This is a genomic window from Sphingomonas sp. NIBR02145, assembly GCF_027359115.1.
In the GTDB taxonomy this organism is placed as follows: Bacteria; Pseudomonadota; Alphaproteobacteria; order Sphingomonadales; family Sphingomonadaceae; genus Sphingomonas; species Sphingomonas kyeonggiensis_A.
Window position 1 is genome coordinate 276309 of sequence record NZ_CP114791.1, and the last position, 16244, is coordinate 292552.

Annotated in this window: 11 protein-coding genes and 1 tRNA gene; 10 read left to right on the plus strand and 2 right to left on the minus strand. The window is 66.4% G+C overall.

Translation table 11 applies throughout. The annotated features are described in order from the left end of the window. The first annotated feature begins 111 nt into the window (after nt 1–111). Nucleotides 112–2184 (plus strand): M13 family metallopeptidase, encoded by a 2073-nt coding sequence (locus tag O3305_RS01285; protein ID WP_269574820.1) that lies wholly within the window; start codon nt 112–114, stop codon nt 2182–2184. A 79-nt stretch (nt 2185–2263) separates the two neighbouring features. Next, nucleotides 2264–3103, plus strand: a complete 840-nt coding sequence (locus O3305_RS01290) for a protein NO VEIN domain-containing protein (protein ID WP_269574821.1) — start codon at nt 2264–2266, stop codon at nt 3101–3103. 151 nt (nt 3104–3254) lie between these two features. Here the strand turns inward: O3305_RS01290 and bla are convergent, their stop codons facing one another. Then, entirely contained in the window at nt 3255–4151 is an 897-nt protein-coding gene (gene bla / locus O3305_RS01295; RefSeq protein WP_269574822.1) for a subclass B3 metallo-beta-lactamase, read from the minus strand. A 146-nt stretch (nt 4152–4297) separates the two neighbouring features. Here bla and O3305_RS01300 point away from each other — a divergent pair, with 146 nt between their 5' ends. The 4 genes from O3305_RS01300 to O3305_RS01315 all read left to right on the plus strand — a co-directional run bounded on the left by O3305_RS01300 (nt 4298) and on the right by O3305_RS01315 (nt 11151). Then, nucleotides 4298–5182, plus strand: coding sequence for an EamA family transporter (locus tag O3305_RS01300; protein ID WP_269574823.1), 885 nt, complete (start codon nt 4298–4300; stop codon nt 5180–5182). Between the two features lie 90 nt (nt 5183–5272). After that, nucleotides 5273–6532 carry a metal-dependent hydrolase family protein gene (locus tag O3305_RS01305; protein ID WP_269574824.1) on the plus strand — a complete coding sequence of 420 codons (1260 nt, stop codon included), beginning with the start codon at nt 5273–5275 and terminating at the stop codon, nt 6530–6532. 186 nt (nt 6533–6718) lie between these two features. After that, nucleotides 6719–8380 (plus strand): beta-helix domain-containing protein, encoded by a 1662-nt coding sequence (locus tag O3305_RS01310; protein WP_269574825.1) that lies wholly within the window; start codon nt 6719–6721, stop codon nt 8378–8380. 80 nt (nt 8381–8460) lie between these two features. Then, the gene (locus tag O3305_RS01315) at nt 8461–11151 is read left to right on the plus strand and encodes a TonB-dependent receptor domain-containing protein (protein ID WP_269574826.1); all 2691 of its coding nucleotides are present in this window, start codon (nt 8461–8463) and stop codon (nt 11149–11151) included. Between the two features lie 80 nt (nt 11152–11231). On the opposite strand, the gene O3305_RS01320 is transcribed toward O3305_RS01315, so the two are convergent. Continuing rightward, nucleotides 11232–11903, minus strand: a complete 672-nt coding sequence (locus O3305_RS01320; protein WP_269574827.1) for a prolyl hydroxylase family protein — start codon at nt 11901–11903, stop codon at nt 11232–11234. Nucleotides 11904–12021: 118 nt separating this feature from the next. Here O3305_RS01320 and O3305_RS01325 point away from each other — a divergent pair, with 118 nt between their 5' ends. From O3305_RS01325 to O3305_RS01340, 4 genes are all read left to right on the plus strand, one after another. Continuing rightward, nucleotides 12022–13122 carry a GspE/PulE family protein gene (locus O3305_RS01325; RefSeq protein WP_269574828.1) on the plus strand — a complete coding sequence of 367 codons (1101 nt, stop codon included), beginning with the start codon at nt 12022–12024 and terminating at the stop codon, nt 13120–13122. Nucleotides 13123–13189: 67 nt separating this feature from the next. Next, a tRNA-His gene (locus tag O3305_RS01330) sits at nt 13190–13266 on the plus strand. Nucleotides 13267–13330: 64 nt separating this feature from the next. After that, nucleotides 13331–14383 (plus strand): Leu/Phe/Val dehydrogenase, encoded by a 1053-nt coding sequence (locus O3305_RS01335; RefSeq protein ID WP_269574829.1) that lies wholly within the window; start codon nt 13331–13333, stop codon nt 14381–14383. Between the two features lie 74 nt (nt 14384–14457). Next, nucleotides 14458–16059 carry a M20/M25/M40 family metallo-hydrolase gene (locus tag O3305_RS01340; protein ID WP_269574830.1) on the plus strand — a complete coding sequence of 534 codons (1602 nt, stop codon included), beginning with the start codon at nt 14458–14460 and terminating at the stop codon, nt 16057–16059. The last annotated feature ends 185 nt before the right edge of the window (nt 16060–16244 follow it).

The window sequence follows — 16244 nt, forward strand, 5'->3', positions numbered from 1 at the left end:
TTGTCCGTGTTTCGGAGTGTTGCGGCTTCGCGTAAGGATATTGCGCAGCCCCTCACGCCGTGACAACTTGCCCCCAGACGCGCCTAAACGTCTCAATTCGGGGGACCTCCATTGAAGAAATATCTGCTGCTCGCATCGGCCATGGCCGCGCTTGCCGTGCCTGCGATCGGTTTCAGCCAGCAATCCGCCGCGCCCGTTGCTGCGGGTGCCGCCGCTGACGGCGGGGCCACGCGCTATGGCGCCTGGGGCTTCGACCTGACCGGCATGGACAAGAACGTGAAGCCGGGCGACGACTGGTATCGGTTCGTCAACGGTGCCTGGAACGACCGCACCCAGATCCCGGCCGACCGTTCGTCCTTCGGCGCCTTCGCGGTGCTGCGCGACCTGTCCGAAGTGCGCCTGCGCAGCCTGATCTCGGGCTACAGCGCCACCGACAGCGCGCATCCGGACCGGATGAAGGCAGCGATCCTCTATAGCGGCTTCATGGACGAAGCGCTGGCCGAGAAGCTCGACGCGCAGCCGCTCACCGAGCGCCTGGGCGCGATCCGCGCGGTTGCGTCCAAGGGCGAGATGAGCGGGCTGATGGGCCGCACGCTCGGCGGCTTCGGGGCCAGCTTCTTCGGCGCGGGCGTGAGCGACGATGCCAAGAACCCGGACGTCTATGCGCTCTACCTGCGCCAGTCGGGCCTGGGCCTGGGCGACCGCGACCTCTATCTCGACGCCAAGTTCGCGCCGCAGGTTGCGCGCTACAAGCAATATGTCGCGCAGATGCTCGGCATGGCAGGATGGGCCGATGCAGAGGCGGCGGCCGACAAGGTGGTCGCGCTGGAGACCAGCATCGCCAAGGCGCACTGGACGCGCGTGCAGAGCCGCGACCGCGACAAGACCTATAATCCGGTGACTCCGGCAGAGTTGAAGGTGCAGGCGCCGGGATTCGACTGGGATGCCTTCTGGGTCGGCGCGGGCCTGTCCAGCGCCGATCGCGTGATCGTCGCGCAGAACACCGCGATCCCGGCGATCGCCAAGGTGTTCGCGGATACCGACCTGGAGACGCTCAAGGCCTGGCAGGCTTTCCGCACCACCGACGATATCTCGCCGCTGCTCTCGAAGCGCTTCGTCGATGCGCAGTTCGAGTTCCGCTCCAAGTTCATGAACGGTCAGCCCCAGCAGCGCGAGCGCTGGAAGCGCGCGGTGGCGTTCACCGAGCGCGGAATCGGCGAGGGCGTGGGCCGCGACTATGTCGCGCTCTATTTCCCGCCGGCTTCCAAGGCGAAGATGGACACGCTGGTCGCGAACCTGCGCGTCGCGCTCGCCGGTCGCATCAACAACCTCGCCTGGATGAGCCCGGCGACCAAGGAGCAGGCGCAGGCGAAGCTGAAGGGATTCACGGTCAAGATCGGCTATCCCGACAAATGGCGTGATTATTCGGCGTTCGAGGTGAAAGCAGGCGACCTGGTCGGCAATGCCGAGCGTTCCGGCCGCTTCGAATGGGACTATCGCCGCAAGCGCCTGGGCGGGCCGGTCGACAAGGCCGAATGGGGCATGACCCCGCAGACCGTGAACGCCTATTACAACTCGGTGAAGAACGAGATCGTCTTCCCCGCGGCGATCCTGCAGGCACCGTTCTTCGATCCGCAGGCGGACGATGCGATCAACTATGGCGGCATCGGCGGCGTGATCGGGCACGAGATCAGCCACGGCTTCGACGACCAGGGCCGCAAGTCCGACGGCAACGGCGTGCTGCGCGACTGGTGGGCGCCGGAAGACGCCGCCAAGTTCGAAGCCCAGGCAGTGCGCTTCGGCGCGCAATATGAGGCCTATAGCTTCGAGGGGCTGCCGGGCGTGCACATCAACGGCCGCGCCTCGATGGGCGAGAATATCGGCGATCTCGGCGGTGTTCTGATCGCGCTCGACGCCTACCACCAGTCGCTGGGAGGCAAGAAGGCCAAGGTGATCGACGGCTTCACCGGCGACCAGCGCTTCTTCCTCGGCTGGGGCCAGGTGTGGCGCACGTTGTTCCGCACCGAAGCGCTGCGCCAGCAACTGGTCGGCGACCCGCACTCGCCGGGCCAGGTCCGCGCGGTGAACCCGCTGCGCAACGTCGATGCCTGGTACGAAGCGTGGAAGATCACGCCCGACCAGAAGCAGTATGTCGCGCCCGCGGACCGGGTGCGCATCTGGTGAGGTGAGAAGGGTGGGGCTTCGATAGCGGAGCCCCACCTGCTCGCGTGACAGAGCGTGGGGTTTATTCTAGCCAGGCTGGATGGGGCCTGGCGATTGGACCGACGCGCAGAATGACGCGATCGTCGCGGACTATTTCGCGATGCTGGCGGACAATGAGGCTGGCCGCCCGTACAACAAGGCCGAACATAATCGCCGGTTGCAGCAGCGTATCGATCGGCCGCGTGGCGCGATCGAATACAAGCATCAGAACATTAGCGCGGTACTGAAAGGCTTGGGTGAGGCTTGGATCCCCGGCTACAAGCCCGCCTTCAATTTTCAGACATCGCTGGTCGACGCCGTGGCACGGTGGCTGGCGCGACATCCCGATTGGCTGGCGTCGGCGACCAGGATTGGATCGGGTGCGTCCAGCGCTATTCGGGAGGCGCCCGCGCTCTGGATCGGTCCACCTCCCACGCTTAGCAACGCGCCACCTCCGGACGAGTGGGAGAAGATGCAGGCGGTTGCGCACCGCTTCGACGTGGCGGAGCGTGACGCGCGCAATCGGGCACTGGGCAGGGCAGGCGAAGAGCGGGTTCTGGAGCATGAGCGCTCTGCACTCACGTCAATCGGACGCACCGACCTGGCGCGGCAAATACGCTGGGTCTCCGATCTCGACGGGGACGGGGCAGGCTATGATATCGCCAGCTTCGAGCCTGACGGGCGAGAGCGCCTGATTGAGGTGAAGACGACCAACGGCTGGGATCGAACGCCCTTTCACATATCGCGCAACGAGCTGGCGGTCTCACAGGATCGGCGCGATGCATGGTGCCTCGTTCGCCTCTGGAACTTCGCTCGCGAGCCGCGTGCGTTCGAACTCAGGCCGCCGCTGGAGGCGCATGTGTCCCTCATGCCGACGGCGTTCCAGGCCAGCTTCGGGTAGCGCCTGCACAGCCTCTACACATGTTTCCTCCAAAAGCCGGTTGGTGCCCGCTGTCGCAGAAGCGCAGGTCCACTGCCTTCGGCACCGATCCCGTGCAGCAGTGACCCGGGTGCGCTCGCGCCGAGCAGCCAGAGCGCGAGCGCGTGGCGGATCATTTGGCCTTGCCCGCCTTCTCGTCGGCGAGGCGCTCCGCCAATGCCTTTGCGGAGCGGGCGGCATAGGTGCGGCAGGCGCCGGGATCGAGATAGGGGTTGGGGCGCACGCTCCTGGCAAAGCGCGCGTACTTCTCGACCCCGCCCGAATTGTCGGGATGGGCGCTGAACATGATGTCGCAGGGCATGGCTCGGAATTTCGCGTGGGAGGCGCGGAAGCTGGCGACGACCTCGGGGTGCTTCGTGAACCGATAGCCGTTCGCCGCGACCGGATTGATGCTCGAGGCGAACACTATCGTCCTGCATGCACCGCCTTCGCAGCTGCGCCAGGTCCAGCTCATGCTGCCCGGGGTATGCCCCGGCGTGGCGCGGGCGGTGACGGCGACATTGCCCAGCCGGACCACCTCGCCATCCTTGACCGCGCGCACGCGCGAGACGGCGGGGAAGGGGACGAGCCAGGCGGCCTGGGGATCGTCCGGCGTGCTCATGCCCTGCTTGAGCGCGGTTACCGCCCAGGCTCCCGCCAGCACGGTCGCGCCGCTGTCGCGGGCCAGCGCGGCGAGGCCGCCGGCATGGTCGAAATGCGGCTCGGTGCTGAGTATCAGCTTCACGTCCTCGATCCGGAAGCCGAGCTTCCTGAGGTTCGCCTCGACCGAGCGGACCGACTGCGGCACCGCGCCGTCGATCAGGATCAGCCCCTTGCCGGTGTCGATCAGCGCGACGTTCATCCCCGCGAACCCGACCAGATAGGTTTTGCCATGGACGCGGATCGGCGCCTGCGGTCCGATCCACTTGGCGGCGGCCTCGGGCGCGATCGGGCGGGTGAGCGGGTCGTCCTGCTGCTGGGTGGCGGCAGTGGTGAGCAGGGCGAGGGCGGCGAGGTGGATCGACTTCATCCGGGGCTCCTTGGTTTGCGCCGCATGAAATGATCCATGAGCCGGGAACCGCACAAACCACCATTTCTGGGAGGAGCCATTAGCGGGATTGATGGCTCGCGCGGGTCTGCCTAAGCGCGGCTCGGGTATCGATCGGGAGTAAATGCGTGCTCTGGGCAGTGGCGACGGTGGCGGCGGCGGGATTTCAGGTGGGCCGCAATGCGCTCCAGCGGGGCATGGTGTCGAACACCGGCCCCTGGGGTGCGACGCTGGTGCGCTTCCTGTTCGGCCTGCCTTTCTCGCTGGTCTTCACCGCGATCGCGTTCGCACTCAGCCCGCATCTCGATCCGCAATTCGGCTGGGAATTCTGGTGGCCGGCGCTCACCGGCGCGGCGGCACAGGTGATCGCCACCGCCGCGCTGCTGCTCGCCATGCATCATGCCGGCTTCGCAGTGGGCACCGCGCTCCAGCAGAGCTCGGTCCCGCTGGCGGCCACGGTCGGGCTGATCGTGTTCGGCGACAACCTCTCCACGCTCGGCTGGGTGGGCGTTGCCGTGACGACGCTGGGTCTGGCCCTGCTGGTCTGGCCGAAGAAGATCGAAGGCGCCCATCACCCGGTGCTGGGCATCACCTATGGCGTGATCTCGGGCCTGTTGTTCGGCTTCGCGCTCAACGCCTTCCGCCATGCCGGGCTCCGGCTCGAGCCGCATCATCCCTGGTTCTCGGCGATGGCATGCGTCGCGATCGTCCAGGCGGTGCAGGCGGGCGGGCTGGGCCTCTACCTCGCCATTCGCGACCGTGCCGCGCTGGTCGCGGTGGCGAAGGGCTGGCGCCAGTCGCTTGGGGCGGGGCTGTTCGGCGCGCTGGCCTCGTCTGGCTGGTTCCTGGCGCTGAACCTGGCACCCGCGGCGGCGGTACGGGCGCTGGGGGTGATCGAGATGCCGATCGCCGCCGCTGCGGGCCACCGGCTGTTCCGCGAGAAGCTGAGCCTGCGCCAGATCGCCGGCGTGGTGGTGATTGCCGCGGGCGTGGCGATGACGGCGATGTATTGAGACGGAGCGATACCTGTTCCCCGGCTCTCGCCGGAAAGCAGAGATGGAACCGGGCTGGTCTAAGGCAGGCGCCTTTGTCAAACTCCGGCGATGACCAAGCTTCGCCGCCTGCTCGCCATCGCCGCGCTTCTCCTGCCCGGCACCGCCCTCGCGCAAAAGGTGCCGGTGCTGCTGGTGCCCGACCGCGTGTTCACCGCGACCGACCGGGTGGTGCACGAGGGCTGGAAGGTGCTGGTTGCCGATGGCCGGATCGTCGCGGTCGGTCCCGACGTCACCGCCCCGGCCGGGGCCGAAACCCGGGCGTTGCCGGGCACCACGCTGCTGCCTGGCCTGATCGACCTTCACGTCCACCTGTTCCTGCATCCCTATAATGAGACGAGCTGGAACGACCAGGTGATGAAGGAGCCGCTGGCGCTCCGCACCGCCCGCGCGGTCGCGCATGCGCGCGCGACGCTGATGGCGGGCTTCACTACCGTGCGCGACCTCGGCACCGAAGGGGCGGGGGACGCCGATGCCGGGCTCAAGATGGCGATCCAGCAGGGCATCGTGCCGGGGCCGCGCCTGCTGATCGCCAGCCGCGCGCTGGTCGCCACCGGCGCCTATGGCCCCAAGGGCTATGCGTTCGACGTGCCGCAGGGCGCCGAGGAAGTGAGCGGCGAGGGGATCGTCGCCGCCGTCCGTCGCCAGATCGCGCATGGGGCGGACTGGGTGAAGTTCTACGCCGATTATCGCTGGGGGCCGGGCGAGCCGAGCCGCGCCACCTTCAGCCTCGAAGAGCTCAAGGCCGGGGTCGCCGCCGCGCATGACGCCGGGCGCAAGGTCGCGGTGCATGCGAGCACGCCCGAGGGGATGCGGCGCGCCGTGCTGGCCGGGGCCGACACGATCGAGCACGGCAATGACGCGACGGACGCGGTCTTCGCGCTGATGAAGGCGAACAAGGTCGCCTTCTGCCCGACGCTCGCCGCCACCGATGCGATCACCCGCTATGGCGGCTGGAACGGCGCGGCCCCCGAACCGGAGGCGATACGCGCCAAGCGGGCGAGCTATGCCGCCGCGCTCCAGGCCGGCGTGACGATGTGCGTGGGCGGCGATACCGGCGTGTTCGCGCACGGTGCCAATGCCCGCGAGATCGAACTGATGGCCGGCTGGGGCATGGCAAGGAATGACGCGCTCTGGACCGCTACCGCCGGCAATGCCGCTATATTGGGGATGTCCGACCGCATCGGCAGCATCGCGCCCGGCCGAATCGCCGATCTGGTCGCGGTTGCCGGCGATCCGCTCAAGGATTTGTCGGCGCTCGAAAATGTCCGGCTCGTGATGCAATCGGGCAACATCGTCACCAATCCGTGAACCGTTTCCGTCCCATACGCTGACATTGTCACAATCGAGTCACGCAAGTGTCTCGAAACCTTCTTCGAAGTCGCGCCAACGCGTAACAGACCCCGCCTAGCGCCCCCTTGCGGCCGACGGGGGACAGCCGAGTCGATCCCGCACCGTAATTCGATGCAACCCGGCGTCCGCCGGAACGGAGATCCTATGGCCAGCTTCAAACGCGTCAGCCTTATCATGATGACTGCCGCTGCATGCACCGCCCTTGCGGCGTGCGACGGCGCGAACGACATCGCCTCGCCGGGCACCGGCGGCAACGTCATCATCAACAACCCGCCGGCTCCGACGCCGTCGCCGACCCCGACGCCGACCACGGCGCTCGTGAGCCCGGCCACCGGCTGCCCGACCATCGGCGACCCGAAGGGCCTGACCAACGACGGCACCATCAAGGGCCCGACCGGCGAATGGCGCGTCTGCACGCTGCCGTCGATCCTGTCGGCCAGCGTCACGCTGCCGAAGATCGCTGGCCTGGTCTATCAGCTCAAGGACCGCGTGAACGTCGGCTGCGACGGCGGCTTCACCGCGCCGACCAGTGCTGCGCCGCGCGCCAGCACCACCGTCGGTTGCACCACCGCCAACGGCTTCACGCTGAACGGCTCGGGTCAGCTGACCGCCGACACCAACGTGACGCTGACGATTGCGCCGGGCGTGATCCTGTTCGGCGGCACCGGCACTTCGTGGCTCGCCGTCAACCGCGGCAACAAGATCGCCGCCAACGGCACCGCGACCGCGCCGATCATCTTCACCAGCCGCGACAACCTGCTCGGCCTCGCCGACGACACCTCGATCGGCCAGTGGGGCGGTGTGGTGCTGATGGGCCGCGCCAAGATCACCGATTGCAACACCGGCACCACCGGCGCCGGCACCTGCGAGCGTGAGACGGAAGGCGCCTCGGGCACCGGTCCGGCCACCTTCGGCGGCACCGACGACACCTATAACGCCGGCAGCATCAAGTACACGCAGATCCGCTACTCGGGTTATGTGCTCGGTGCGAACGTCGAGCTCCAGGGCCTGACCACCGAGGGCACCGGCAGCGGCACCACGCTCGACTCGGTCCAGAGCCACAACAGCTCGGACGACGGCGCGGAGTTCTTCGGCGGCACCGTCAAGTTCAAGCACTACATCGCCACCGGCGCCGATGACGACAGCCTCGACATCGACACGGGCCTGCAGGGCTTCTTCCAGTACGTCCTGCTGCTGCAGCGTCCTGGCCAGGGCGACGCCCTGATGGAAGTCGACAGCAACAACAACGAAGCCGACACGCCGCGTCAGGTGACCGCGGTTGCCAACTTCACCGCGATCCAGAGCCAGACCAGCGCGAACAACGAAGCCAATGACCAGGCTTCGATCCTGCTGCGCGGCAATGCGGACCTGAAGCTCGTCAACGGCCTGGTGATCAGCCCGGTGAACGAGTGCCTGCGCATGAACGGTTCGGGCGGCGCCAATGCGGCCACCCTGCTGGCCCGTGCGGTCGCGATGCAGTGCAACGCCACCAAGTATCTCGGCACCGGCAGCTACACCGCCACGCAGGTCGCGACCTTCTTCGGCACCGGCGCCAACGGCAACAACGACGCCTTCACGCCGTCGCTGACCAGCCTGTTCATCAACGGTGCGACCGAGACGGCGCTCACCGCGGTCGACCCGAAGACGGTGGACGCCACCGGCTTCTTCGACACGACGACCTATGTCGGCGCGGTCAAGGACGCGAACGACAACTGGTACAAGCAGTGGACCTGCAACTCCGGCTACGCCGCGTTCGACGATGCGACGAACGCCAACCGTCGCTGCACTTCGCTGCCGACCAACTGAGGCTAGCCTGACCTGAGACTGGGGCGGGGCGTGGCCAATCGGCGACGCTCCGCCCTTTCAGGATTTGATTGGGGGTTACCATGACGAAGCCGCTCCGGCTTGCCAGCCTGTTCCTTTTCACTTCTGCGCTTGTTGCGCCTTCCCTTGTCTATGCGCAGACAGCGCCTTCGACGCCGGACACCACCGGCACCCCGTCCGACGCTGCAGCCGTGCCCCAGGACCAGGCTGCACCGCAGGAAGAGCAGGCTCCGGACGTCTCGGTTCCGGGCGGCGACGCCATCGTCGTGACCGGTCGCCGCGTCAACGTCGCGCGTGATACCCCGCAGGTGGTCTCGGTGCTGTCGAGCGCCGATATCGCCCGCACCGGCGAAGGCGATATCGCCGGCGCCCTGAGCCGCGTCACCGGCCTGAGCGTGGTCGGCAACGGCTATGTCTATGTCCGCGGTCTTGGCGACCGCTATTCGCTCGCGCTGCTCAACGGTTCGCCGCTGCCCAGCCCCGAGCCGCTCAAGCGCGTCGTGCCGCTCGACATCTTCCCGACCAACGTGGTCTCGTCCTCGCTGGTGCAGAAGAGCTATTCGACCAACTTCCCCGGCGAGTTCGGCGGCGGCGTCATCAACCTGACGACCAACTCGGTGCCGAAGGAAAGCTTCCTCACCGTCAGCGGCGGCGTGGGCGCAAACCTCGTGACCACCGGCCATGTCGGCTATGTCCATGCCGGTGGCGGCCATGACTGGACCGGCTATGACGACGGCTCGCGCGATCTGCCTCCGGCGCTCGCGGCCTTCTTCGCCAGCGGCGAGAAGATCAGCTCGGGCAATGTCGACACCCAGGCGATCGCGGGCCAGCTGATCAACGCCAACAACGCGCTGGTCCAGCGCCAGTCGCGCATCGGCCCGAACTGGTCGGCGACGCTCTCGGGCGGCACGTCCTTCCCGATCGGCGACGACATGACGCTCGGCGTGATCGCCACCGGTGGCTACAGCAACAAGTGGACGACGCGCGACGCGATCCAGCAGACCTCGCTCAACAGCGACCTCTCGACGCTCGAGAACGACTTCCGTCGCGTCTCGACCGACAACCGGATCGTGGTCAACGGACTGCTCGGCCTCGGCCTCGAGTATGGCGACAACAAGATCCGCTGGACCAACCTCTACATCCACGACACGCTGAAGCGTGCGCGTCTCGGCCTCGGCAAGACCAACAACAATGCCGTCACCGACGTCATGCAGCAGGATACCGCCTGGTATGAGCGCCAGCTGATCAACACCCAGCTGGTCGGCGAGTTCAAGTTCAGCCCCGAGTGGAGCCTCGATCTTCGCGGCAGCTATGCCAATTCGAAGCGCAAGGCCCCGAACGAGCTGACGCTGGAATATGTCCGCACCAACGTGGCCTCGGACCTGTATGGCGCGTACTTCGTCAATCGCCTCAACAACGGCAACAACGGCGACGCGCATATCAGCTATTCGGACCTGAACGAGAATCTCTACTCGGCCGGTGCCGACCTCACGTTCAAGCCGGTCACCGATCTCGCGCTGACCGCCGGCTATGCCTATCTCAAGACCGAGCGCACCAGTTCGCGGCGTGACTTCCAGTTCACGGCGCCGAGCAGCTTCCCGACCGCGGTCGGCATGCTGCGCCCGGACCTGCTGCTCGGTTCGGCGATCATCGACTATTACAACATCGCGCTGATCGACACGAACGAAGGCGCTCCCGCCTTCCGCGCCGAGCTGAAGAACCATGCCGGCTACGGCAAGGTAAACTGGCAGGTCTCGCCCGAGCTCTCGCTCGACTTCGGTGTCCGCTACGAGACGGCGAAGGAAACGGTGGTTCCGGTCCAGGTGTTCAACACGCCCACAGGCAGCACCGCGGCGACCAATCTCGACAACGACTATTGGCTGCCGGCCGCCACGCTGACCTGGCAGTTCCGCCCGGACATGCAGGTGCGCCTCAGCTCGTCGAAGACGATTGCCCGTCCGCAGTTCCGCGAGCTGATCTACCAATTCTATTTCGACCCGGACAGCAACCGCCAGTATCGCGGCAACCCGCTGCTCCAGGACAGCACGCTGGTGAACTCCGAAGCGCGCTACGAATGGTATTTCGCACCGGAGCAGCGCCTTACGGTCGCGGGTTTCTACAAGCGGATCAAGAATCCGATCGAGACCTTCATCACCGGCAGCGACTTCGTCACCAGCTTCGCCAACGCACCGCGCGCTGACCTGTACGGTGCCGAGGTCGAAGCCGTGAAGAAGTTCGCGCTGGCCGACTGGTCGGGCTCGAACTTCTTCGCCGAGCGCTACCTGATCGCGATCGCCAACTACACCTACACCCAGTCGGAGCTGAAGGTGAAGGCAGGCGACCAGACCCGGATGTTCGCGGCGTCGTCGACGCTGGCGACCGACTATTTCCAGGACGGCTCGCCGCTTACCGGACAGTCGGACCATCTGGTCAACTTCCAGTTCGGCATGGAAGACAAGGCCTCGCTCTCGCAGCAGACCTTCATTCTTTCCTATGCCAGCAAGCGCGTGACCAGCCGCGGTCTGGCCAATAGCGGCCAGCCGGACATCTACGAATATCCGGGCCTGAACCTGGACTTCGTGATGCGCCAGGGCGTGAAGATTGCCGGCCGCCAGCTCGACCTGAAGCTGGAAGCCCGCAACATCACGAACCGGAAGCACAAGGAAACCCAGACGCTGGGCAAGAACACCGTGATCTACAACAACTATTCGGTGGGTCCGACGTTCACCTTCTCGCTCTCGACCACCTTCTGATCGCGAGCATGCGCAACTGAAAAGGGAGCGGCCCGCCTGGCGGTGCCGCTCCCTTTCTTGTTCCCGCTACGAGGCTGGGTTCACCAGCCCCAGGGGTATTCGCGGTACCATTGCGTGACCACATATTTCAGGCCCGCTCGGACCTTCATCGCGTGGTGGATGGTCGAGGGGTTGGTCGTCCCGTCGGGGCGGAGATTGCTCCAGGCGACCACCTTGCCGGTTTCGGGCTGGATGATCTTGTCGACAGCCTTGAAGCGGGTCGCGCCGCCGGCCTCGACTTCGTTGAGATAGAGCATCACCGTCCAGGTGCGCTGCCCGGCGATGCCGCAATATTTCTGATAGTCGCGGCCTTGCGGCTCGAAATAGTCGGTATGCGCCTTGAACTCCTGGCCGATCTCGTAGCGCTGGCCCTGCATCGGCTCGCCATGCGTCGGGTCCAGTCCGGTCAGGAGCGTCATCCGCCGCTTCAGCTCGGCCACCACCGGATCGTCCGAATTGAAGTCGCAGGTCTCGCTGGTGCGGAAGGCATAGTCGTCATTCGCGTCGGCGATGGTCGAGGGGCGGCGCTCCGCATCGATCTTCGCCATCAGCTGTCGGCAGAGCTCGGGCTCCAGGAAGTTCTTGGCGATGAACATCTGGATCTTGGGGTGCGGCACGCGCTGCACGCCCGGCCAGCGCAGGATCTGGTCGATGATCGGCTCGAGAGGGAAGCCGGAGCCAAGAGCAGGAAGAGGGGAAGCGGCACTTTGCATGGCGGCGTTCTGCCAAAAGCCATGGGCTGGCGCCAGAGTGACCCGAAACCGTCACAAAATCGCAAGCGAGGTGTCACATGATCTGCCTAGCGGATGACACACCGCAACGAGGAATCCGATGGACATGGAAGCCGAAGCGCTGGCGCCGGTTGCCGGAACGTCGCCGCAGCCGTTGCTCTTTTCCGGTTCCCATCCCGATTCGGCGGCCGAGGCGCTTATTGCCGAAGGGCGCCGGCGCCGCGCCTCGCACATCCACCTCGAAATCGGTGCGACTGCCATCGTGGTGCGCATGCGCATCGCCGGCCAGCTCACCGAAGCGCGCCATTATCATGCCGACCCTTCGCTTGCTCGCGACTTCCGGGCGATGGACGGCGCGTCGGTGTTGGAGCAGGGGGAGGGCGAGCGCATCGTCCTGCGCCTCGACGGCGGCGAACGGCGTGAGCGCTCCCTTGAGGCGATCGGCATGAGCCGCGTGCTGGTCGATGCGTTGCTTCCGGCGTTGCGGCGGGGCGGGCTGGTGCTGGTCGCGGGGCTCGCGGGATCGGGCCGCAGCACGACCCTTGCGACACTGCTCCGGCATTTCTCCGGCTCGCCTCGTCACATCGCGACGATCGGCACGTTTCCGGTGGAAGGGGCTACCCGTATCGAGGGCTGCACCGGTGCCGCCGCGATCCAGGCCGCGATCGAGCAGGATCCCGACATCATCGCGCTGGATGGCCTGGAGGGGCGGGAGGCTGCAGCCGCCGCGGCCGAGGCGGCCGAGCGCGGGCATCTGGTCCTGGCCACGATCGACGCGCCGGACGCGGTTTCGGCGATCCGGCGGATGCGCGACTGGCGGGTAGAGCCATTCCGTCTGGCGTCCAACGTTGCCGCGGTGCTTGCCCAGCGGCTGGTCCGGCGGCTTTGTCCCGATTGCCGCCGCCCGGTGCAGGCGCAGGGTTCCGTTTCGGCACTGCTCGGCTTCGATTCGGGCGCGATCGTCTTCGCCCCGGTCGGCTGCGAGAGTTGCGAAGGCATCGGCTTTGTCGGCCAGACTGGCGTGTTCGAGGCGATAGTTGCCGATGGCGCGATTCGCCGGCTGATCAACGATGGCGGCGACGAAGCGATCCTGGCGCGCCATGCTTTCCTGCGCGCACCCAATCTCGGATCGGCCGCACGGGCGCTTGCGCGAGAGGGGATTACCACGCCGGAGGAGGCTGTGCGAATTTCCCGCGGATAGCGCCAATATTTCTGGCGTAATTATCTTGCCCTTCGCATCGACCCCCGCTAAGCGCGCCTTCTTCACGGCGGTTGTAGCTCAGTTGGTTAGAGCATCGGTTTGTGGTACCGAGGGTCGCGGGTTCAAGTCCCGTCATCCGCCCCATTTCTTCCCCTTGTGACCGCACGCGGCCCACAGACGTGTGGCACTCTCCGCAGGAATGTAGCGCGTGATCACCGACTGGGGTTTCCCTGATTTCGACGACCATGAAGGCGTCCATCTGTTCAGCGACCGCGAATCGGGCCTGAGCGCCATCATCGCAGTCCATTCGTCCAAGCTCGGCCCGGCGGCCGGCGGCGTGCGCTTCTGGCATTATGCCGATCACCGCGCCGCGATCACCGATGCGCTGCGCCTGTCGCGCGGCATGAGCTACAAGAACGCGATGGCCAACCTGCCGCTTGGCGGCGGCAAGGGCGTGATCCTGGCGAGCCAGCCGGGCGCAACCGTCACCACCGAGCAGCTCCAGGCATTCGGCCGCGCGGTCGAATCGCTGGGCGGCAAATATGTAACTGCCGAGGATGTCGGCATGTCCGAGGAGCGGATGAAGGTCGTTGCGACCCAGACCCGCCACGTCTCGGGCCTGCCGGTGGCCGAAGGCGGCGCTGGCGGCGATCCCGGCCCGGTAACGGCGCGCGGCGTGTATCTGGGCGTCAAGGCTGCGGCGAAGCGCGGCCTCGGTGCCGATTCGATGGCCGGTGTGCGTGTTGCGATCCAGGGTGTCGGCTCGGTAGGCGGCGGCGTTGCCCGCCTGCTCGCCAAGGACGGCGCCAGGCTGGTGCTGGCCGACGTCAATGCCGAGCGCGCCAAGGCGCTGGCGGCGGAGCTGGGCGGTGAGGCAGTCGATGCTTCCGAGATCCTCGGCATCGAAACCGACATCCTCAGCCCGAATGCACTCGGCGCGATCTTCACCGAACAGTCGATCGCGGCGCTCAGGACCACCGTGGTCGCCGGCGGCGCGAACAACCAGCTGGCGACGCGTCAGGACGGCCACCGTCTCCACGATCGCGGCATCCTCTACGCGCCCGATTATGTCATCAATGCCGGCGGCATCATCAATGTCGGCCTGGAGTATCTGGGCCAGGGCAACATGGCCGAGGTGCAGGCTCGCGTGGACAAGATCCCCGATCGCCTGATCGAAGTGTGGGACGAGAGCGCCCGCACCGGCGATCCCGAGAGCGAAGTCGCCGATCGTATCGCGCAGCGGCTGATCGGCCGGGGCTGATTGCACCACAGTCTTGCATGGGGGATGCGCGGCCAATAGCGTCGCGCATCCCCCTCGCATTTCTGCGGAGCCCCATGCGCACTTTCCTCCTCGCCACCGCCGCTCTGCTGATCGCGGTGCCGGCCACCGCCCAGTCGATCGATCCCTCGACCGTCGCCGTCCTCGTCGACCAGGGCACCAGCCATTCGGAGGTGATGACCACCGCCGAATATCTCGCCGACGTGATCGGCCCGCGCATGACCAACTCACCGGCGATGCGCGAGGCGGAGAAATGGACGCAGGAGAAGTTCACCGGCTGGGGGCTCACCGATGTCCACAAGGAAGGCTTCGACTTCGGTCGCGGCTGGTGGATCGAGAAGTCGAGCGTCCGCATGGTCGCGCCGCGCCCGGTCCAGCTCACCGCCATTCCGATCGCCTGGACGCCGGCGACCAACGGCCCGGTCACCGCACCGGTGATCGTCGCCCCGCTGCGTAGCCCGGGCGATTTCGCCCAGTGGAAGGGCAAGCTGGCCGGCAAGATCGTGCTGACTTCGGCGCCGGGCACCGGCTCCGAGCCCAAGGAAGCGGCCTTCCAGCGGCTGAGCGACGAGGACCTCGCCAAACTCGACGTCTATGAGGAGCCGACCTGGGATCCCGGCAAGCTCGATCAGTCGCTGTCCCGCGCCAAGTTCGAGGGCCAGCTCGCCAAGTTCCTCGCAGATGAGGGCGCGGTCGCTTACGTCACCCGCTCGCGCAGCGACGGCAAGCTGATCCATGGCGAAGGCTATCTCCACCATGTCGGCGAGACGCCCAAGGTGCCCGGCATCGAGATGGCCGCCGAGGATTATCGTCGCCTTGTCCGCCTCGCCTGGACCGGCAAGGCGCCGACGCTCGAGATCGACAGCAATGTCCATTTCGACGACAGCGACACCAAGGCGTACAACATCATCGCCGACATCAAGGGCCGTGATGCCAAGGCCGGCTATGTGATGGCAGGCGCGCATCTCGACAGCTGGGTGGCGGGCGATGGTGCCGCGGACAATGGCGCGGGCAGCGCGGTTGTGATGGAGGCGGCGCGGATCATCGCCGCCAGCGGTATCAAGCCGAAGCGCACGATCCGCTTCGCGCTCTGGGCGGGCGAAGAGCAGAGCCTCTACGGCTCGATCGCCTATATCGAGCAGCACCTCGCCAAGCGCCCGGCCTGGGATCATGTGCCGAGCGCGGATGAATTCTATTATAGCTGGGCGACGCGCTTCCCGATCACGCCGCTGCCGGGTCACAAGGAACTGGCCGCCTATTTCAACCTCGACAATGGCTCGGGGAAGATTCGCGGCATCTATGCCGAGAACAACATGGCGGCAGTGCCGATCTTCCGGGAATGGCTGGCGCCCTTCGCTTCGATGGGCGCATCGACGGTGGCGATCCAGAAGACCGAGGGCACCGATCACCAGTTCATGCAGGCGGTCGGCATCCCGGCGTTCCAGTTCATCCAGGACCCGCTCGATTATGAGAGCCGGGTGCATCACACCCAGCTCGACACCTTCGATCACCTGAAGGCGGCGGACATGCGCCAGGCAGCGATCATCCTGGCGGCGTTCCTGCTCGACGCGGCGAACGCGGACAAGCCGCTGCCCCGCCTGCCGATCCCGACCCAACCGGCGGTGACCGATCCGTTCGCGGCGCCGAAGGAGAAGTAGGGCTTTGCTCCCGCACTCGTCACCCCGGCCGTAAGCCGGGGTCCCGCTGCCCAATCCAGGTGAAGAAGAAGCGGGATCCCGGCTCAGGGCCGGGATGACGATGATTATTTTCGGTTATCGCGAAAAAATCGCACCCCCCATGTCACATCCGGCGCGGCCATCTCGTCTTGCCTGCATCCAACCAA